The organism is Paenibacillus sp. CB74, assembly GCF_055687625.1.
On sequence record NZ_CM146009.1, the window covers coordinates 5,676,983 to 5,697,551 of the forward strand.

The 20,569-nt window shown below is 48.0% G+C and carries 16 protein-coding genes; 12 read left to right on the forward strand and 4 right to left on the reverse strand.

The window, feature by feature from the left end:
* Positions 1-164 precede the first annotated feature (164 nt).
* From ACX9NY_RS25100 to ACX9NY_RS25120, 5 genes are all read left to right on the forward strand, one after another.
* Entirely contained in the window at positions 165-965 is an 801-nt protein-coding gene (locus tag ACX9NY_RS25100; RefSeq protein ID WP_472475724.1) for a PepSY domain-containing protein, read from the forward strand.
* 241 nt (positions 966-1,206) lie between these two features.
* A complete protein-coding gene (locus ACX9NY_RS25105) occupies positions 1,207-1,842 on the forward strand; it encodes a PepSY domain-containing protein (RefSeq protein ID WP_472475726.1) in 636 nt (211 codons plus the stop codon).
* A 364-nt stretch (positions 1,843-2,206) separates the two neighbouring features.
* Complete coding sequence (locus tag ACX9NY_RS25110) at positions 2,207-3,721, forward strand: RICIN domain-containing protein (protein ID WP_472475728.1); 1,515 nt, start codon at positions 2,207-2,209, stop codon at positions 3,719-3,721.
* Positions 3,722-3,986: 265 nt separating this feature from the next.
* Positions 3,987-4,772, forward strand: coding sequence for an ABC transporter ATP-binding protein (locus ACX9NY_RS25115; protein ID WP_339238638.1), 786 nt, complete (start codon positions 3,987-3,989; stop codon positions 4,770-4,772).
* Position 4,773: 1 nt separating this feature from the next.
* Positions 4,774-6,441, forward strand: coding sequence for a hypothetical protein (locus tag ACX9NY_RS25120; protein WP_472475730.1), 1,668 nt, complete (start codon positions 4,774-4,776; stop codon positions 6,439-6,441).
* 712 nt (positions 6,442-7,153) lie between these two features.
* On the opposite strand, the gene ACX9NY_RS25125 is transcribed toward ACX9NY_RS25120, so the two are convergent.
* Entirely contained in the window at positions 7,154-8,368 is a 1,215-nt protein-coding gene (locus tag ACX9NY_RS25125) for a Leu/Phe/Val dehydrogenase (protein WP_472475732.1), read from the reverse strand.
* Positions 8,369-8,715: 347 nt separating this feature from the next.
* Between ACX9NY_RS25125 and ACX9NY_RS25130 the strand changes: the two genes are divergently transcribed.
* From ACX9NY_RS25130 to ACX9NY_RS25140, 3 genes are all read left to right on the forward strand, one after another.
* Positions 8,716-9,231, forward strand: coding sequence for a DUF2179 domain-containing protein (locus ACX9NY_RS25130; RefSeq protein ID WP_062836740.1), 516 nt, complete (start codon positions 8,716-8,718; stop codon positions 9,229-9,231).
* Between the two features lie 289 nt (positions 9,232-9,520).
* Positions 9,521-10,948: a pectate lyase family protein gene (locus tag ACX9NY_RS25135; protein ID WP_472475734.1), complete on the forward strand. Its 1,428-nt coding sequence runs from the start codon at positions 9,521-9,523 to the stop codon at positions 10,946-10,948.
* Positions 10,949-11,225: 277 nt separating this feature from the next.
* Positions 11,226-11,903 (forward strand): hypothetical protein, encoded by a 678-nt coding sequence (locus tag ACX9NY_RS25140; protein WP_472475736.1) that lies wholly within the window; start codon positions 11,226-11,228, stop codon positions 11,901-11,903.
* Between the two features lie 79 nt (positions 11,904-11,982).
* On the opposite strand, the gene ACX9NY_RS25145 is transcribed toward ACX9NY_RS25140, so the two are convergent.
* The 3 genes from ACX9NY_RS25145 to ACX9NY_RS25155 all read right to left on the reverse strand — a co-directional run bounded on the left by ACX9NY_RS25145 (position 11,983) and on the right by ACX9NY_RS25155 (position 15,568).
* On the reverse strand, positions 11,983-13,056 hold the full coding sequence (locus ACX9NY_RS25145; protein WP_342571364.1) for a substrate-binding domain-containing protein: 1,074 nt from the start codon (positions 13,054-13,056) through the stop codon (positions 11,983-11,985).
* Between the two features lie 140 nt (positions 13,057-13,196).
* A complete protein-coding gene (locus ACX9NY_RS25150; RefSeq protein ID WP_339257882.1) occupies positions 13,197-14,381 on the reverse strand; it encodes a glycoside hydrolase family 130 protein in 1,185 nt (394 codons plus the stop codon).
* Positions 14,378-15,568 carry an AGE family epimerase/isomerase gene (locus ACX9NY_RS25155; protein ID WP_472475738.1) on the reverse strand — a complete coding sequence of 397 codons (1,191 nt, stop codon included), beginning with the start codon at positions 15,566-15,568 and terminating at the stop codon, positions 14,378-14,380. Before ACX9NY_RS25155 ends, ACX9NY_RS25150 begins: the two co-directional genes overlap by 4 nt.
* A gap of 410 nt (positions 15,569-15,978) precedes the next feature.
* Between ACX9NY_RS25155 and ACX9NY_RS25160 the strand changes: the two genes are divergently transcribed.
* From ACX9NY_RS25160 to ACX9NY_RS25175, 4 genes are all read left to right on the forward strand, one after another.
* Positions 15,979-17,292: an ABC transporter substrate-binding protein gene (locus ACX9NY_RS25160; RefSeq protein WP_472475740.1), complete on the forward strand. Its 1,314-nt coding sequence runs from the start codon at positions 15,979-15,981 to the stop codon at positions 17,290-17,292.
* A 190-nt stretch (positions 17,293-17,482) separates the two neighbouring features.
* Positions 17,483-18,370, forward strand: coding sequence for a carbohydrate ABC transporter permease (locus ACX9NY_RS25165; protein WP_472475742.1), 888 nt, complete (start codon positions 17,483-17,485; stop codon positions 18,368-18,370).
* Positions 18,367-19,206 (forward strand): carbohydrate ABC transporter permease, encoded by an 840-nt coding sequence (locus tag ACX9NY_RS25170; protein WP_339238628.1) that lies wholly within the window; start codon positions 18,367-18,369, stop codon positions 19,204-19,206. Before ACX9NY_RS25165 ends, ACX9NY_RS25170 begins: the two co-directional genes overlap by 4 nt.
* A 269-nt stretch (positions 19,207-19,475) precedes the next feature.
* A complete protein-coding gene (locus tag ACX9NY_RS25175) occupies positions 19,476-20,513 on the forward strand; it encodes a glycoside hydrolase family 130 protein (RefSeq protein WP_339238627.1) in 1,038 nt (345 codons plus the stop codon).
* The last annotated feature ends 56 nt before the right edge of the window (positions 20,514-20,569 follow it).

A 20,569-nucleotide genomic window follows, 5' to 3' on the forward strand; every position in this document is an offset into this window, starting at 1 on the left:
CGGGGATAAAGGCGAACGCTTCGCTTTTTCAGGTTTTTTCTGTCCTCTCCGCGCTGTGTAAAAGAATAGTTCATTTTATGTAGTAGCCATTGGAAACTAAACTCAGACCGAATATATAGCATTTGAACTTGGGCTATGGGGAGAGCTATAAGGGGGGATACGTGATGACAGAGCATGAGCAGCGGCCACCGGAAATGAAGCGGCATGAACAGGGGAACAGTGGATGGGCGAAATCGCGCAGATCACTCTGGTGGGGTTCAGGGCTTCTCATTGTGCTGATTGTGGCAGCAGTTGCTTGGTGGAAGCCTTGGCAATCGACTGGAGCGGTACTTACGGCAGATGCGGCAGCCCAATCCGTACTGGATCAATATCCGGGCGAGATTGTGAATTCCACGTTGAAGGACGGGACGTATATTATGCAGCTCCGTTCGGAGACCGGATTATATGACGTTCAGGTGGATGCCGTTACGGCTACCGTGAATTCCATCAAACGGCTGGAGTCGAACCCGCAAGCGGAAGAGAAGACGTTATGGAGCCGCGAGCAGATCAAGACGGCGTTGTTAAAACAACAAACAGATAATCAATTGGTCTCACTTGAACTTGTGGAGCAACAAGGCAGTCCGGTATACACTGCGATAGTGAAGGCGAAGGATAACAGCCGTGAAGAACTCACGATTGATCCATATACGGGAGAGACGATATCTTCCAAAACAATAGCAGCCCCAACAACTGAACCAACCAAGGATGATCCCAAGCCCCAGTTTCTGAGCGAGAAACAAGCCAAGCAGAAGGCACTTGCGGAGGTTCCGGGGGAAGTGGATGACATCGAACTGCGTGGAACCAACAGCGGGAATCCGTATTATCTGGTGGAAATTGATCTGGAGGATGGCCGGGAGGCTATTGTGCAGGTGAATGCCATCTCGGGAGCCATTCGTTCCGTAACCTGGGATGAGGACGATGATTAACCTTTTGCAAGGGACAGATTAAATATAACGTTAACTCGTTGGAAAGATGATTCCTCATGTGGAGTCATCTTTTTCATTTGCTTTTAAATACATGTTTTTGAATACATACATCATGAACACCGGTTAAATGAGCAATCTCCTCATTTTCTCATCAAATTCTAATCTAACTCTCGCTGATCTCTCATTCCTGCAGGTTATTCTATGAATGTAGACGAGAACGAAACAACATACGAGGAGATGAATGATGATGATGAACAAACATAAACTTTGGATTGGTAGCTTGTCAGCAGCGGTGTTGCTCGGAGGATCGGCAGTAGCGGCTAGCGGGAATGTGAACGGACAACCGGTGCAAACTACACCAACATCAACGACACAATCCGTAACACAGAATCAGAACAGCACAGGCAAAATGCTGAATGCATCCCAAGCAAAAGCGTTGGCGCTAAAAGCAGCCGATGGGAAAGTGGATGACGTGGATCTGGAGCGCAGAAACGGCCAAACGTTCTATGAAGTTGAGATCGACAGAAAAGGCAAAAATGATGTTGTCGTTCGTCTGGATGCTTATACCGGAAAAATCCTGGCAGTCGTGGATGATGAAGACTACGATGATGACGATGACTATCAAGGCTCTGTTACAGGCAATACATCCAACAGCTCTGCCTCCAAGCAGGTCAAATTGACGGCATCCCAAGCTTCAAACATTGCGTTGAAACAAGTTACCGGTGGTAAAGTAACCAAAGTCGAGCTGGATCATGATGATGGACGCTATGTGTATGAGATCGAACTGAGAACCGCTCAAGGTGAAGCGGATGTAGATATCGATGCCAACACGGGTAAAGTGTTATCGTTCGACCAGGATTTTGACGACCAAGACTAAGCAGTAAGAGCGAGTATACGCTGATAAAACAACATATTTAAAAACTGCCTATGAACAGCCTACACAGCTAGAGATTGTTACATCATGAAGGGGCAGGGCAGGTTTAGCAGAGGACGCTTCGGAGGAAGCGTCTTTTTGCTTTTTATGGAGAGCGGGGAGTATGGAATTGTACATGTTCCGCCGGATTGTTCACTATTCGAGCAGGGACATGTCAGCTACAATCGGAAACAAGGAGGTGAAGCTGAGCCAATCAACCTTGCCAGGAATTCTAATGTTAAAATGCATCATCGATCGGAGGCAGATGTGACATATCGACTTTATTTTATGTAAGCGCTTCATAAAAAACATGGAGGTGCATTACGATATGGCTATGAACGATGGATGGTTGAAAAAGAATACACACTCACGCCGTTTTCGATTTACTCGGCGCTTGAGTTATCTGCTTATTTTGGTGCTAGTGCTGCAATCAGTAGGCATGCTGCTCGCACCCGGACCAAATGCTTCAGCTGCTCCGCTCAATGTAACGAACGGGGTACAGTTCAAGGACACCAATGGCAACATCGTTCATGCTCATGGGGGCGGGATGATCAAGGCGAATGGGTACTATTATTGGTTTGGGGAGAACCGAAATGCGAATGGAACGTTCAAGGCCGTGTCCGTGTATCGTTCATCGGATCTGAAGAACTGGGAGTACCGTAATGATGTGCTCACCAGCAGCTCAGCGACCGAGCTGAATATCTCCAACATTGAACGCCCGAAGGTCATCTACAACAGTGCCACGGGCAAATACGTGCTTTGGATGCACAAGGAGAATGGTCTAGATTATGGCGAAGCCAGAGTGGCTGTAGCTACTTCTAGTACGGTTGATGGAAACTACACGTATGTGGGCAGCTATCGTCCACTTGGGTATGATTCCAGAGATATGACGGTATATAACGATAACGGAACCGCTTATCTGATCTCCGCGACCCGAGTGAATGCCGATCTGAATATATATAAACTGACCCCGGATTTCCTGGGTGTGGAATCCCTTGTCACAACACTGTGGCCCGGACAATATCGTGAAGCACCTGCTTTATTCAAAAAAGACGGCGTTTACTTCCTGATCACCTCGGGTGCAACCGGCTGGAATCCAAATCAGGCCAAATATGCAACAGCCTCCAGTATTACAGGCACATGGAGCGGCCTTAGCAACTTCGGAGACAGCACAACATATGGTTCCCAATCCACCTATGTCGTTCCGGTAGAAGGTTCTCAGACCACATCCTATCTCTACATGGGCGATCGCTGGGCTGGAGCGTGGAGCGGACCTGTGCAGGATTCCAAGTATGTCTGGCTGCCACTCTCGTTCCCAAGCGCAACCAGTCTGGCGATGAACTGGGCCAGCAGTATCACGATTGATACAGCAACAGGTACCGTGACTGGAGTGAATACACCGGATGTCTGGGACCCGAATGCTTCATATCAGCTGATTAGCCGTAAGAGTAACAAGTTGCTAAATGTCATCGGGGGTTCTTCTGCCAACGGTGCGGATGTGGAGCAGCGAGCAGATGGGGGAACAACGAGTCAACAGTGGCAGATTACCGATGCAGGTGGCGGTTATGTCAAAATCATCAACCGTTCCAGCGGCAAGCTGATCGGTGTGGAGAATGGTTCCACGGCCGATGGGGCTGTTATTGAACAGTGGAATGACGGGGGTTGGGCTAGCCAGCAATGGCAGCTCGTCCATGTAGGTGGTGGTTATTATAAACTGAAGAACCGCAGTACAGGCAAGGTTTTGGACATCTCCGGTCAATCGTTGGCAGATGGTGCTGCGGCCATTCAGTGGACGGATAATGGCGGTACGAATCAGCATTTTCAGATTGTTAAAGTGCAGTAAGACGGTTAGATATTAGAAATAAGATTCCAATTGTAGATAAAGCTACAGATAAAGCTACAGATAAAGCTACAGATAAAGCCCTTGTCTCTTCCCTTAAGATGAGACAGGGGCTTTGTGATGTGTTCACGCTTGTTATGTGATGCTCTTACTCCATGGAATATGCAGATGTTGGGTCATATCATGATTTAATTCCGATCAACACCATACCAAACTGTGGTAAACTAGTAGAATTGTAGAAAAAGTAGAGACAGGAGTGGATAACGAAGTGAGTGAACAACATGTGCTATCCATTGAAGGCTTGCGTATGAGATACAACGGGCGTTATGTGTTGAATGGCATCGATCTGGAAGTGAATCGCGGTGAGATGATTGGATATATTGGTCCCAACGGAGCCGGCAAGAGTACGACGGTTAAGATTTTACTCGGGCTGGTTGAAGGATATGTGGGCACGGTGCGAATCTTTGGTAAGGATATTGCGGATGGGGATGTGGAGTATAAACGCAAAATAGGCTATGTTCCGGAGGTCGCGGAATTATACGAACAATTAACTCCTGCGGAGTACCTGACGTTTACGGGAGAGTTATACGGCATGTCCTATGAAGATGCGGATTATAAAGCCAAGCTATTGATGGATTGTTTTGGACTCGAAAAATCATATCATTCCCGTATTGCCTCCTTTTCCAAAGGTATGCGGCAGAAAGTGTTGTTAATCTCTGCACTGCTGCATGACCCGGATCTGTTGTTCCTGGATGAACCTCTCAGCGGACTGGATGCCAATAGTGTGATGGTGGTGAAAGAGATTTTATCGCAGTTGTCAGCCAAAGGTACAACCATCTTTTATTCGTCCCACATCATGGATGTGGTGGAGAAGATCAGCAGTCGGATTGTACTGATCGCTGAAGGACGCGTCGTGGCAGACGGTACGTTTAAGCAGCTCCAACAACAATCCATGGAAGGCACGCTCGAGGAAGTATTTAATCAATTGACGGGTTTCAATGAGCACAAAGCCATTGCTGAGCGATTCGTATCGATTGTGCAGGAGGTGTACTGATATGGAGGAAACCTCCGACTTCCGCACGCTGAAGATTCTGGATCACTTTCGTCCAATCATCGCCAGAACAGGAGCAGATTATGATGCACTGCGCCTGATTTTGCGGGTGAAATTCCAGATGGATCAACGCAGAGTTCCTACTATTTTGTCCAACAATTCAGGGAAAAAAGAGCGCAAGGAAGGTAATCAGTTTCATCGATCCCTGTGGTTGTATGGATTAATGGGACTGATGATGGTTCCCTTTATTGTGTGGGATACAGGGCATTTCATGCTTCAGATGGGTCTGGTGTTCGGCATCTTAATGTTTATGATCATGACGTCCATGATCTCGGATTTCTCCTCCGTACTGCTGGACATCCGGGACCGTAATATTATCATGACGAAGCCTGTTAATGGGCGAACGGTAGGTATGGCCCGAGCCATTCATGCAGGTGTCTATCTGTTCCTGCTGACGGGTTCGTTAACAGGTGTGCCGCTAATTGCCGCGTTGATTACGCATGGCATCGGATTCTTTCTGATCTTCCTTGTGGAATTAATTCTGATCAACATGCTGATTCTGGTGACCACGTCCTTGGTTTATCTTCTCATGATGAAGTTTCTGGATGGCGAGAAGTTGAAGGATATGATCAATATGGTGCAGATTCTGCTGTCCGTGGGAATTGCAATTGGTTATCAGCTGGTCATCCGCTCGTTCGACATGTTTGATTTTGGTATGGTATTTACCCCCGCTTGGTGGCAATTGTTGTTGCCTCCGTTATGGTATGCGGCTGCCTATGAATGGTTATTTGCAGGGGGCGGGAATGTATGGATGTATACCTTTACAGCACTCGCAGTCTTGGTTCCTTTGGTGAGTCTGATCGTATATGTGAAGCTAATGCCTTCCTTTGAGTTGTATTTGGAGAAAATGGCACACTCGGGTGAGTCTTCTGAACGCAGACGCGGAACCTGGGATCGGTTAATCTCCAAGGTGGTCAGTCGTTCCAGAGAGGAGCAGGCTTGCTTCCGTCTGTCCGCCAGCATGATGCGTAATGAACGGGAATTTAAGCTGAAGGTGTATCCATCGCTTGGCTTATCCTTTGTTTTGCCTTATATATTTTGGTTTACCCAATTGCAATCCTCCACCTGGGCGGAGTTCAGGCAAAGTTCGTTCGTATATACGTTTTACATCGTGCTGATGCTGGTTGTAACGGTGGTAGTCATGCTGAAATTTTCGGGACAATACAAGGCGTTCTGGACCTTTCGCGCTGCACCGATGGCGAATGATAGTGCATTGTATAAAGGCGCTCTGAAGGCATTCCTGTGCAACATGTTCCTGCCTATATTTCTGGCAAATGCCATTCTGTTCACCTGGACATTTGGATTACGGATACTGCCGGATATTGCGATCATCTTGTTAACGGCGACTGCGCTTGTTCCGCTGGCAGGCAAGTTGTTGCTGCGGAAGCCGCCGTTCTCCCAATCCTTCAGTATGGCGCAACAAAGTGATGGCTGGTATGTATTTGCCGCCCTCCCTGTGCTTGCCATGTTATGGGGAGTCCATGTCTTTTTCCGATCCATGTCGGGGGGCATCTGGATCTATGGAGTACTACTGATCGTGGCGAATGTGTTGCTGTGGACGCTGCTGTTTCGGGAGAAGAAGACAGCGGATAAGAGGCCGGTTGCCGTTTAAGAATAGAGTAGTAGAGAAAGAGAGTAAGAGGGCTAAACAATAAGAGAGGGTATAAGAGCTAACCTGAACACGGATGTCGGGGGTTAGCTCTTTTTGATAGGTGATACTACCCCAAAGAAATCTTCGGCCTCAGCGCTAACGAACCTGAGACAACCTATTCGGGAAAAAACATGAAATATAAATTCTAACGAACCTCAGGAACGCTATCCTTCAGAAAAGTAGTTATTTAGCTTGAAAAAGGACCAAACTAGGCACAATAACGTGTCTGAGATTCGTTAGATATTAGATCCATGCTAAAAGGACCAAATAGGGTGTATCAGGTTCGTTAAAAATGGACTGAAGCGGTGGAGGCTCACTTTCGGAATGTCGAAATACCGAAATCGAGGGAGCTCATGATGAGTTCCGAGTAATACTATACCTTTGAATGAATAACGCGGCGGAGGATGTGTTGGCGTTGTGAATATGCTTAAGTGGCAGGGGCTTGCTTGTATACAGATGTTGTAATCAGTCTAGTAATAAGGACTCGCAGTAACGTCCCGTCCATAGAGCATAGTTGAGGTTCAGGCGTGTGAGGACGCATGAGCACCCAATCAGCCGCTTGAATTGTGATAAGCGAGTGAGTTAATACGGGATGGTCTCGACATGTTTACGGCGTAGAAGTCAACGATTGGAATGGTTCTCTATCTGCATCTTGTGGCAGAGTGGGGGCACCCTATCTTGTATGGCCTGATCGGAGGATGGAATCCGCTAGCCGATCGGCTGCATCGGCTGTAGAGATCGCAGATTGCGCAGCTTCTGCGTATACCTTGCTCAGCGTGCCTGCAATCCCCGCCACCTTTTGGCGGATCAGGTCAGGCCCGGCGCCTTCCAGCTCGTAGGCGGTAGAGATGATTCCGCCTGCGTTGAGCACGTAATCAGGCGCGTACAGGATGCCGCGCGCCTGCATGCGGCCAACAACCAGCTGTCGTTCACTCAGCTGGTTGTTGGCCGCCCCGGCAACGATGGGGCAGCGCAGCTCCTCCACCGTTGCCGGGGTCAGTACGCCCCCCAGGGCACAGGGGGCGAAGACCTTGCAGTCAGCGGCGTGGATATGGGCCGGATCGGCCGAAATGGCGCCGCTGAACTGCACAAGGGCACGTTGTACACGCTCTGGTACAACGTCTGCCACAATGAGCCGTGCCCCGGCTGCATGCAGGTAACGGCACAGGGCATGCCCGACCTTGCCCAGTCCCTGGACGGCAACGGGTATGCCCTGCAAAGATGCAATGCCTTGCTGGCGCAGCGAGGTCACAATGCCGATGTGTACGCCGTAGGCGGTCATCTCGGCAGTGAAGTCATCCTGCGCCCCAAGTGAACCGGTGGTGTCCGTCACATGTGCGGTCTCCATTCGGATCTGGTCCATGTCTGTCGCCGTGGTACCCAGATCAAGGCCGGTCACGTAGCGCCCGTTCAGCCGCTCCAGACAACGACCCAGTGCGCGAAAGCGCTGCGCCCGCCTGGATACGCCTGTATCCGGGCTCCCATCGATATGATGCGACACTTCCTCAGCAACGATTTCCCCTTCAGAGGCAAGGCTCTCTTGTTGCTCTATCTTCAGATCTCCAGCGACATGCTCAACGCTCTGAGATTCACAACTAACCTCATCCGGTTTTGCATTCCTTGCAAAAGAACCATCCCATATGACCACCTTCCCGCCGCCATAGGGCAGTCCAGAGATTGCATTTTTGTACGTCATGCCTTTGGCAAGCTTCACGGCGTCCCGAACAGCCTCTTCCTCGGATGCATACGTCCAGTAGCGGCATCCACCCAGTGCAGGACCAAGGGCTGTACTATGAATCGCAATGACTGCCCTCAACCCACTAACTGCATCATGGCAAAAAATGAGTTCCTCCATGCCTTCCCGTTCCATCTCCTGCCATAGCTGCATGCCGGTACCTCCTTTTTGTTTTGCCTCATCCATCCTGATTCTGACCCGGTATCCTGTGCAATTATGCTCGATTTTATGATGATACAGCATATTCACAGTCACCAGTTTTCGCCCCTGGGACCTTCGCCCGGGTTGATAATCGGTATAAACGGTTCTATAATGGCAGTTCCGGCATGACGAAGAGCAGAAAATGCCTACGAATTGACATCCAACCGTTTAGAATAAGGGTATAACGTCCAATGATGGAGATAGAGCGAACGTACAGGAAGTATGGGTAAAACGAAATCGTCAAGTATACGCAGCAAAGGGCCGATTCACTTGTGAAGGCCAGGAAAGAGGGATTACGATTGTTTAAAATATTGGTATTTATCTTTTTGATCCAGATTGTGTACGTATCGGCTTATACACTCCGGATGATTCTGACGCTCAAAGGACAGAAATATATCGCCGCACTGATCAGCATGGGTGAGATTGTGATCTATGTGCTCGGCCTGAATCTTGTGCTTAAATATCTGACCCAACCTTCTGCCTTAATCGTGTATGCCGTGGGATACGGACTTGGTGTGTTGCTCGGAGCCTGGATTGAAGAAAAGATTGCACTCGGTTACGTTACCGTTAAAGTTATCTGTAACCAGATGGGGGGCAACGTCGCGAATGCACTTCGAGATAAAGGGTACGGCGTTACTGCATGGGTGGGTAGCGGACGTGACGGGGATCGGCTCGTCATGGAGATTCTGGCGAAACGCAAAAACCAGAAACTGCTCTATCAGACGATTCTCGATCTGGACCCCAAAGCATTTGTCATTACCGTAGAGCCCAAACAGTTCCATGGCGGCTTCTGGACACGTTCCATCAAAAAGTAAAATCGAGCAGGTCTGCAGCAGATGCAGTCCTGCTTTTTTGTTTTCATTTTATCCGACACCGTCTTGCTGTCTCAAAGTATCCCGGAAATCTTACTCCTCAAGTTAACTCTGTACGATTCAAGGTTGCTTACAGTACAGATCCTTGCCACATCGGCAGTTCCTCCTACATGTGAGACAGGGATTATTGTTGTAATCGCTCTCAACACTTACATTGAGGGCATGTCCTTCGTAACATGGCTTGGCAGCGATGGACGAATGTAATCATCATATTTCGGGAGGAATGAATTCTATGAAAACTACAATTCGAAGCTGGTGCAGCGCAGCCTTGGCTCTAACCTTGGGGCTAACATTATTATCCGGACCAGCAAGTGTTCAGGCAGCAGGCAACGCAGACTACAATCTCACAGGTTTCTCCCAAGGCAACACGGGCGGCGGCATCGTCAGCGAATCCAACACAGCTACGTATAAGAAAGTGTATAATGCGACTGATCTGGCACTGGCTCTGAAAAAGAACTCCGGTGTCAAAGTCGTTGAGATCATGAACGATCTGAATCTGGGATGGAATGAGATTCCGAGTGCAGCGCAGACTTCGCCGTTTGCCAAGCATAATGATGCGTTGACGCATCCTGTATTGAAACAGACAGGTGTAAGTAAAATTACAGTGGACGGTTTCAATGGACTCACCATTTTCTCCGCCAATGGTTCCAAAATCAAACACGCTGCGATTAGCGTGAAGCGAAGCTCCAACGTGATCATCCGCAACCTGGAATTCGATGAGTTATGGGAATGGGATGAATCGACCAAAGGCGATTACGACAAGAACGATTGGGATTATATCACCCTGGAAGAGAACAGCAACGTATGGATTGATCACTGTACATTCAATAAAGCTTATGACGGACTCATCGATTCGAAAAAAGGAACCAGCGGCGTGACCATCTCCTGGTCCCTCTTCAAAGGGGATGACGGCAGCTCGAACAGCTGGGTTACCCAGCAGATTAACGAGTTGGAAGCGAATAAGGCTTCCTATCCGATGTACAACTACCTGCGCAGCAGTGCTGTAGGTCTCAGCAAAGCCGATATTATTGCCATCTCTGGACCGCAAAAGAAAGGACATCTGGTCGGTTCCACCAGCCTGGAGTCGGCTAATGCCAATCTGTCCATGACGCTGCACCATAATCTCTACAAAGACATTCAGGACCGGATGCCACGCCTGCGTGGAGGCAACGCACATGCGTATAACATCGTGATGGATGCAACAGGGGCACGTGCCGCTAAAGCCAAAATTACAACGGCAATGGCAACAGCGATTGCGTCCAAAGGTTATAAGTTCGATATTATTGGCAATGGGGCTATCTCTACGGAAAGCGGAGCTGTATTGGTGGAGAAATCGGTCATCAAGGACGTGCTGTATCCTGTTCGTAACAATCAGACCGATCCGGCAGACCCGACCTATACCGGCAAAATCAGAGTGACCGATACAATGTATTCTTTGGATGGAAGCTCCTTCCGGGGCAGCAGTGATACATCTGGCAGTCCACTGGCACCAGTCCCGGCCGTGGTAAAATCATTCTCCTGGAATGGCTTCTCGACACTTCCTTACAGCTATACGACGGATGATCCATCTACGCTGAATGCACGCCTCACAGCATCCAATGGGGCGGGTTCGGGTAAACTGACTTGGTCCAAGGACAATTGGTTGAAGACGAGTTATTAGGCGATGATGTGATGTAAGTCTGAGAACAAAGCGAGGGGTATCGGGGTATTCTGTTGCTGGTTCTTTCTTCAAACAAGAAAAGAGTACTCCTGCAGCTGCGATAGCCGGGAGTACTCTTTATTGTATAAATTAGCTCTATAAACAGTTATTAATACAAGTTCGTCTTGTAATTATACTTACTGGTAAATATAATAAATGAATGGAAATGATAACTAGTTAATTATAAACAAAAATGAGCAAGTGAATATGAGTTTGGATATAAGGATGGTGAAGCAGCTTGGATGTATGGCTATACTCCGCACTGACTCTTGTTTATTTAATACTTGTTATTCGGATGGCCGGCGTTTTAACCCAGAGAAAGCAATGGCTCACATATTCCAGTTTTCAGCTATTCGTAGCGTTTAGCTTGGCATATGATAATGGAATTATTGCTGTAGGCAACCTGTTAGGAGAAGGGGAATTGTTAACCGTTCTTAGTAGCCTTCGATTTTGGCTACATGCCTTCGCTACGCCAACCCTTATTCTTGTTGGCTACCATATCTTGCGTAGCTCAGGTGCCAAGTTTGCAAATAGAAGTATAACGAAAGTGATCGCCTGGCTGATAACGCTGGGTCTGGTTATCTACCAGATTGTAGGCTTTACTTTATCCGAGGTTAAAAATCTCACTGCTATAGAAGAGTATGGAGTACTGCGATATATGGCAGAAGGTCATGGAGGTCCGCCGATGATGGTTATCATCGTGGGCATTGTACTCTTGTTTGTTAGCTTGATTGTGCTTTTCAAACATCAATGGGTATGGCTGTTTATTGGGACTGCGTTATTGTTTGCAGGGCAGCTAATCTCCCTGCCCGTGAAGAGTGGGGCTTTAACCAATGTGTATGAGCTGATTCTCATTCTCTCGATTTGGAGAACGACTACATTTTTGATGGATTCAACAGATCGTCGTCGTTATTAAGCCCCGGAGCATCAGAAAAGACTGGCCAATAAGATAGAGGCCAGCCATCTGTGTTCGTTTTTTAAATTCTATTATTCGGCTATCCATTTGTATCTGATGAGGCAGACGCAGCACTCACTGAGTCACGATAGATGATATTACCTTTCACATGAACACGGCCGAAACTGCGGTTCGGGTTGTCGACCTTTTTGAGCATCGACTGGACTGCCGTGCGCGCCATCTGTTCCACATCCACTTCGACAGTTGTCAGTTTGGGATCGGAGAGCATGGCATAGATATCATTATCAAAACCAACAACAGAGCATTGGCCAGGCACCTGAATATCCATCGAATTCAGTTTTTGAACCAGCAGATGGGCGACCTGATCACAGTTGCATACAAAGGCCGTTGGCAACTGCTCAGGCAGATCGATCTCAATAAACGTACCCCGTTCATCCCGATCATTCAGAATTAGATTTGGATTCATCGGCAACCGATGTTCCAGCAAGGATTTGTAATACCCGAGGAATCGGTCCTGGATGCTGCTCGTGGAATACAGGTTCCCTACATAAGCAATGTTACGGTGGCCCTGCTGAACCAAATAGTTCGTCAGCTCATAGGCAGCGTAGAAGTTATCGGTAACGACGGAATCAATGTCCGAATGTTCATCATAGAAGTCGAGAAACATTTTGGGAACTTCCATTGATCGCACCAGTTCAATATACTCTTTGCTGATCTGCCCGAGCACGATAAAACCATCGACTTTGTTGTCGCTGTACAGCTTGGGCAATGTTAATTCTTCTTCATCCTCCACATTCAGAATGTGCAGAATGCCGTAGTAGCCCTGTTCCTCCAGATGTTTGGTGATGCGCTGGAACACGCGTACATAGAACGACTGCGTAGGTCCGGTAAAACGCTCCGGGATAATTACGCCAATATTATGGGTTAAGCCTTCCTTCATCGAACGGGCAGCGGCATTATACCGATAGCCCATTTCAACAGCAAGCACTTTAATTTTTTCTTTTAATTCGCCACTCACGCCATCTTTATCATTCAACGCTTTCGAGACGGTCACACTGCTGACCCCGAGCCTGTCGGCGATATCCCGCATGGTGATATTGTTCTTCAGTATGGTCGCCTCCTTCAAGCCGGTATAGGCACAATGTGCTGTCACTATGATGAGTGCTTTCCTCCAACATAATAACAATCCATATCAGTATACATCGTTACCCACTTGGAATAAAGCCATTCTGGCTGTTGCTTCGCTAATTTTCAGCACATTGCAGGTTTCCCTGAGAGGACGCTCTACCGATGTTACGTTAATTGTTTCTGTAAAAGCTTCTCATTCTGTTCAATCAGCTGACCCCGCTGGCTGGCACAGTCCAGGGAACGATATGGATCGGCCGGTGTGTTGAACGTATAATCAACCAGTTTCTCCAGAGTGGTAGTTGCCACATGACAGCGGGTATCACTGGATGCGTAATAGATAAAGACTTCTTGCTTCTCATTGACTACGGCACCGTTGCAGAAAATAACATTGGACACATCGCCTACACGCTCGTCGTCATAAGGGGCAATGAAGTGGCCGCCCGGCTTGGCAATCATACGCGTCGGATCATTCAGATCCGTTGCGAAAGTGTACAACACATAACGCAGTCCTGCTGCGGTGTTCCGAACCCCGTGAGCAATGTGAATCCAGCCACGATCCGTCTTGAGCGGAGCAGGGCCTTGGCCGTTTTTGACTTCGTAAACCGTATGATACTGCCGTTCATCAATAACCGTCTCTTCATGAATGACCGGGTTCAGGATGTCTTCACACAGACCGAAGGCGATACCGCCGCCGCTACCAGTCGAGATGAATCCGTCCTGTGGACGGGTGTAGAAGGCATATTTTCCATCCACGAATTCCGGGTGCAATACGACATTGCGCTGTTGAGGGGAATTCGTTGTGATGTTGGGCAACCGTTCCCAGCTTGTGAGATCTCGTGTCCGAACCAGTCCTGCCTGTGCCACTGCGCTGGATGTATCAAATGCAGGAGCCTCCGGGTCTTTGCGTTCCGAACAATAGATGCCGTAGATCCAGCCATCTTCATGTTGAACGAGGCGCATATCATACTGATTCGTTTCATCGGCATCGATATCATCCCAGACCAGTGGTTTACCCGTGAAACGGAACCCGTCAATTCCATTGTCACTCTCCGCAAGCGCAAAGATCGATTTACGATCCAATCCTTCCGTACGAATGACCATGATGTATTTGCCATTGAAATAGATGGCTCCCGGATTCAGCGTTGCGTTAATGCCCAGGCGTTCCATAAAATGCGGGTTCGTCGTCTCATCCAGATCGAATCTCCAATGCAGCGGTACATGATGGCGAGTGATGACCGGATATTGATACCGATCATATACGCCATTGTAGAAGGAAGAGTTGATCTCATTGGGGCGGGCAAGCAACTGCTCCTGTTCCTCCAGTAACTCCTTGTATTTCGGGTGTATCATTCTGATCCCATCCTCTCGATTAGTTCAATACAGAATCTGCTGTTGTGATACGGGCATTTCCACGGTCCGGCAATTTCGCTCTGATCCGGTGTTCCGTTCCCGTCCACCGACCAGTACCATTCTCCGCCAGCACGCTGATCAATGATGTTCTCCTTCGTGTAGTTCCACAGCCGTTCCACTCTCTCCAGAAACAGTGGATCACCTGTGCGCTGATACGCGTTATAGAAACCGACCATCGCCTCCGCCTGAACCCACCAGATTCGCTTCTCATCGATATGTTCACCTTCTTGTTCATTGAGCAGGGAACCATCGGCATTCACGGCCACATTGGAGATGCTATAAGCAATATCCGTTACCATCGCCGCATACTCCGGATGTTGCTCCATCCCCAGAACTTTCAGTGCTTCGTCGATCAGCCAGCTGGCTTCAATGTCATGTCCGAACGAGCGCAGATCAATGATGGACTCCCACTGTTTGTTGAAAAATACCCCGAGAAACGTGGTGTCTTGGTCATACACCCGTTCATATAGAATGCCGAGCAGGCGTTCCAGCGCCGCCTTCACTTGCTGATCTGGCCACACGCGATAGAGTGTGGTGTAGGCCTCTAACACATGGATATGCGTATTCATGGTGTAATCCGCAATCACCCCGTTTTCGCTCAGCATTTCATTGGGCTGTTCCTTCCATGTACGATCAAATTGTTCCTTGTACGCAGGCAGTTCGGCATCCAGACCTTTGTCCTCAATGAGAGCAAAAAGCGTTTTCGCAAGTTCCAATGCAGAAGCATCCCCGGTAGCGCGATAGTACTCACTGAGTGAGTACACGCCGAAGGATTGCGTATACACATGTTTGCTCGTGTCCAGCGCTTCCCCTGTGTAATCTACCATCCAGTACATCCCACCATGTTCGGTATCCATCACATGGTCGGCGAGAAAACGGTATGCGTGTTCGGCGTGGTCCCGCCAGATCTCCTGCCCGGTAACCCGATACGCCGCTGCAAAAGACCAGAGTTGCCGTGCCGTGGCGATCCCGCCTTTCGGGGCCTGTTGATTCACCTGAAGATCATTGCCCACCCAACCGTAGAACCCACCGTGGGATGTATCTTTTAGGTTGGACCAGAAGGGTAAAATCTGCTTTTCCCAATGCTCCTTGATCTCAGATTGGAGTTGGGATGTTTTTGTATTCATAAGTGAGCGCTCCTTCAACGTGTTACTTAAATCTTAAAATATAAACGGACTAAAGAATATTTACATTGGCCACTCCGATGACAGAATAACCTTCCGATCGCTGTTATCCCCAGATTTTTAAATTCCTTGTCATAAGGAGAAAATCCGGAGATAAAGGCGAACGCTCCGCTTCTTCAGGTTCTTTCTGTCCTCTCCGTTTCGTGTAAATGTTTAATCAGTTTATATATTTAAGTTAACGGTAACTTTATAAAATAATATTAGTGCTCTGAAAAACAGATGTCAACGAATTACCTCGCAATTTTTCTTGTTAGGTTCTAAATAAATGAATTGACAGGTAAGCGTTACCATAATAGAATTCATTTTGTAACCTTAACGATAACTTAATTAAATTAAGAGAGGGGTCGAAACAATTGAGAAAAAACAAAGGTTGGATGATGTTGCTGACGATGCTGCTCATCACTTCACTACTTGCTGCATGTTCATCCGGAGGTGGATCTTCGCAGGCAGGGGAGGAGATCAGTACAGATCCTGCAGATATTAAGGGTGAAATTACCGTCCTTACACAACGGACAGATATTGTGGATACTGTGTTCAAAGACTACGCGGCCGAGTTCAATAAGGAATACCCGGATGTCAAAGTAAACTTCCAAGCGCTGGCTGACTATGAAGGACAAGTGAAGATCCGTATGAGCACCAAGGATTATGGTGACGTACTGATGATTCCGACCAGTGTACCAATCGCGGATATCCCTGACTTCTTCGAGCCGCTCGGCACTTATGATGAATTAAAAGACAAATACACGGCCATTGAAGAACGTATGGTAGACGGTCAAGTGTATGGTATACCAACCGTTATTACGTTCTCAGGAATCATCTATAACAAACAGGTATTCAAGGATGCCGGTATCAATGAAGTGCCTAAGACGCCTGAGCAATTCCAGGCAGCGCTTCAATTGGTGAAAGATAACACCGATGCAATTCCTTTGTATACCAACTATGCATCCGGCTGGGCGCTTACTCAATGGGAAGCGGATCTGCCAACCGTTGCGGGTAGCGTAGATTATGTGAACGTGGACCAACCGAACACAGATGATAACTTTGTGCCTGGTCAGCCGCACTATGAACTGTACAAAGTGCTCTATGATGCAGCCAAGAATGGTCTGATCGAGAAAGACCCAACGACAACCGACTGGGAAAGCTCCAAAGCGGATCTGGCCAAAGGCAAAATTGCCACAATGGCACTTGGCTCTTGGGCCATCACACAGATTCAAGGGATGACAGATACGCCGGACGACATTGGATTTCTTCCTTTCCCAACCAATGCAAGTGATGTTGTGGTACCACTCTCCGCAGACTATAACATCGGGATGAACGTGAACAGCGAGAACAAACCTGCTGCTAAAGCCTGGATTGACTGGTTCCTGGCGAAGTCAAACTATGCAGTTGAACAGGGCGGCGGTATGGATGCAGACAAAAACGCGAAATTGCCACCGATTTTGGATCAATATAAAGATGTGAAATTCTCCACGCTCACCCCTGCCAAAGAAGGTCAGGAAGGTCTCGTTGACAAGATTGATAACGAAGGCGAAATCGGCCTCTGGCAGCCTGACTTTAAGAAACGCATTATCGAAGCAGGTATTGGTAACCGCAAGGAATCCTATGACGACATCATGAAGGACCTGAATGACAAGTGGGTAAAAGCACGAGCAGAACTCACAAAATAATGGGATTAACGTAAGTGGTCAAGTGGTGAACAGACTACGGGAGCATGGGATAAAATCCATGTTGCATGGGGGCAAATGGTGTCTGAAGTTATGGTGCCGGATGCCTTCCCCGGCAGTTGTTCAGCCCAATTTTCCTGAACGGGAGTCTTTCGATATATAGGCGGGTCAACCGCTTGGAGGTGTGGAGAGCATGAAGTACTTAAAGGTTTCGAATTGGGGTTACTCAGCGCAACGCATATTTATCATCTGTGCCTTCTCAATTATTCCGCTGGCGTTGCTGTTCACGTTTGCATACTTACCGGTCATCAACATGTTCAAATACAGTTTCACCGATTGGAATGGATACAGCAAAAGATTCGATTATGTTGGGTTTGAGAACTATACACGCATCTTCAGTGATCCGGAATACTTCAAAGTATTTATTGTTAGTTTGTACTACTTCGCGGCTACGTTCGTGCAGATGGGCCTGGCGCTCTACTTTGCCACAATTCTGAGTTTCAAAGTCCGAGGAAAAAACTTCTTCAAAGGCATACTGTTCTTCCCCTATTTGCTGAATGGGGTAGCTATCGGTTTTATCTTCCTCTTTTTCTTCAAACCGGACGGCACACTCGATATGCTCATGCATGCTGTAGGGCTTGGACAATACACGCAGCTTTGGCTCGGTAATCCGAATATCATCAATGTGTCCCTTGCAGGCGCATCGGTATGGAGATACATGGGCTTCAACTTTATTATCTTCCTGGGTGCAATCTCCTCCATCCCGAAGGATGTATATGAAGCTTCGGATATTGACGGCGCCAATCGCTGGCAGCAATTCCGCCATATCATTCTGCCGAGTATTGCGCGCATCCTGCAGCTTAACCTGATCTTGGCCATTAGCGGCGCAATTAGTGCGTTCGATATTCCATATATCATGACCGATGGTTCCAACGGCAGTATGACATTTGTCATCCAAACGGTTCACTTGGCGTTTAAATATGGCAAGCTAGGACTGGCATCTGCCATGGCAGTCGTGCTGCTCTTAATCGTTATTCTCGTTACGCTCGTGCAGCGCGTCACCATGAAAGGGGAGGAATGAACGTGACACAATTCAAATACACCCTTGCGAGCGTAGTTAAATATGCTTCCTTGATTATTGCGGCGTTTATCGCACTGTTACCTATCGTGGTGATCCTGTTTGCATCCCTCAAAACCAATGCGGAATACGCCACCAGCAGCCCGCTTGCCCCACCAGCCAACTGGCTGAACTTTGCGAACTATGCGAAGGCATTCGTGGACGGCAACATGCTGGTCGGTTTCAAAAATACAATTATTATCCTGGTCATTTCCATTATCGGTGCAACCTTAACGGGTTCCATGATTGCGTATGTGTTGGATCGGTTCAAATTCAAAGGCAAAAAGATCATGGTCGCCGCATTCCTGCTCGCTACCCTGATCCCCAGTGTGACAACGCAGGTTGCCACATTCCAGATCATCAACGCGCTCGACCTGTTCAACACACGCTGGGCAGCCATCGTGATGTACTTGGGTACAGATATCATCGCGGTGTATATCTTCCTGCAATTTCTGGGCTCCATCTCCAGTGCATTGGATGAATCCGCCATGCTGGACGGTGCTTCGTACTTCACGATCTACTGGAAAATCATCTTGCCATTGCTGAAACCGGCCATTGTAACGGTCATTATCGTGAAGGGCGTTAACATTTATAACGACTTCTACACACCGTTTCTGTACATGCCGAAGACCGATCTACAGGTCATATCCACTGCCTTGTTCAAATTCAAGGGACCGTTCGGATCGCAGTGGGAGGTCATCAGTGCCGGCATCATGATCGCCATTATACCAACGATGATCATCTTCCTGCTGTTACAGAAGTACATCTATAACGGCTTCGCACAAGGCTCTGTTAAATGAATGAAACGACGAAAGGTTTTATGAAATGCAATGAGAATGCACAGGAACGAAGAGGACAGAAAAAAGCAGGAGAAACGGAGTGTTCGCTAAAAGATTTCTGAAAGAAAGCTCACTTCGTAAGCATACGCTATAACTGGATGTTCCCCTTTCATAAGGGATCAAAAAATCTGGGGATAATGGCGATCGGAAGGTTGTTCTGTCATCAAAGTGACCTTGTGTAAATTTAAAATGTTCATTTCATAAAAGCCTAACCGAAGGGAGAAATGAAAATGTCAGTTGCTGAAAAGAAAAACGTACACATTGTGGGGGATGCTTTGCCGAATATGCCGTGGGAAGCCAAACCGGAGGGAACAGAAGGGCCGGTATGGAGACATTCGGCGAATCCGGTAGTTCCGCGTAACCCGGTTAAAGGCGTTGCCCGTATCTTCAACAGTGCCGTTGTACCTTATGAAGGGAAATTCATTGGGGTATTCCGCGCTGAAACCGTTAATGGACGTCCGCATCTTCACATGGGAGCGAGTGAGGACGGTCTGGAGTGGACGATTGAAGAGGAACGCATTGCCTTTGTCGATGAAAATGGCGATCCGTTTATGCCGAACTATGCTTACGACCCACGTCTGGTCAAAGTGGAGGATACATATTACATCATCTGGTGTACGGACTTCTACGGCGCTGCATTAGGACTGGCGAAGACGGATGACTTCAAAACGTTTGTCCGTCTCGAAAATCCGATGCTGCCGTTCAACCGGAATGGTGTGTTGTTCCCGCGCAAAATCAACGATAACTATGTGATGTTGTCCAGACCAAGTGACAGTGGACATACGCCATTCGGGGATATCTTCCTGAGTGAAAGCCCGGATCTCGTGTACTGGGGCAAACATCGTCATGTCATGAGCAAAGGCGGTCAAGGCTGGTGGCAATCGGTAAAAATTGGCGGCGGGCCTGCTCCGATCGAAACGTCCGAAGGCTGGCTGATGTTCTACCATGGCGTAACTGGAACGTGCAACGGTTTCGTCTATAGCATGGGGGCGGTCATCCTGGATCTGGATGAGCCGTCCAAAGTGAAATATCGTTCCTCCAACTTTGTGCTGACCCCGGAGAAATGGTATGAAGAGCAAGGCTTCGTGGATAATGTCATCTTCCCGTGTGCAACACTGCATGATGCCGATACCGGGCGTATCGCCATCTATTACGGTGCTGCCGACACCTATGTCGGTGTGGCTTATACGACCATCGAAGAAATCGTGAACTATGTGATCGAGACGGACGAAGTCATTGCAGGAGATCACGAGGAAGGCAAGTTGTAATTGAAGTGAAAGTGCAGAACCAATCTGAAGAAGCGAAGTGGTCGCATTTATCCCCG

Excerpts from the sequence above, each read along its gene's own strand:
- ACX9NY_RS25100 (WP_472475724.1), top strand. The coding sequence starts at position 165 with ATGACAGAGCATGAGCAGCGGCCACCGGAAATGAAGCGGCATGAACAG.
- ACX9NY_RS25105 (WP_472475726.1), top strand. The coding sequence starts at position 1,207 with ATGATGATGATGAACAAACATAAACTTTGGATTGGTAGCTTGTCAGCA.
- ACX9NY_RS25110 (WP_472475728.1), top strand. The coding sequence starts at position 2,207 with ATGGCTATGAACGATGGATGGTTGAAAAAGAATACACACTCACGCCGT.
- ACX9NY_RS25120 (WP_472475730.1), top strand. The coding sequence starts at position 4,774 with ATGGAGGAAACCTCCGACTTCCGCACGCTGAAGATTCTGGATCACTTT.
- ACX9NY_RS25125 (WP_472475732.1), bottom strand. The coding sequence starts at position 8,368 with ATGCAGCTATGGCAGGAGATGGAACGGGAAGGCATGGAGGAACTCATT.
- ACX9NY_RS25135 (WP_472475734.1), top strand. The coding sequence starts at position 9,521 with ATGAAAACTACAATTCGAAGCTGGTGCAGCGCAGCCTTGGCTCTAACC.
- ACX9NY_RS25150 (WP_339257882.1), bottom strand. The coding sequence starts at position 14,381 with ATGATACACCCGAAATACAAGGAGTTACTGGAGGAACAGGAGCAGTTG.
- ACX9NY_RS25155 (WP_472475738.1), bottom strand. The coding sequence starts at position 15,568 with ATGAATACAAAAACATCCCAACTCCAATCTGAGATCAAGGAGCATTGG.
- ACX9NY_RS25165 (WP_472475742.1), top strand. The coding sequence starts at position 17,483 with ATGAAGTACTTAAAGGTTTCGAATTGGGGTTACTCAGCGCAACGCATA.
- ACX9NY_RS25170 (WP_339238628.1), top strand. The coding sequence starts at position 18,367 with ATGAACGTGACACAATTCAAATACACCCTTGCGAGCGTAGTTAAATAT.
- ACX9NY_RS25175 (WP_339238627.1), top strand. The coding sequence starts at position 19,476 with ATGTCAGTTGCTGAAAAGAAAAACGTACACATTGTGGGGGATGCTTTG.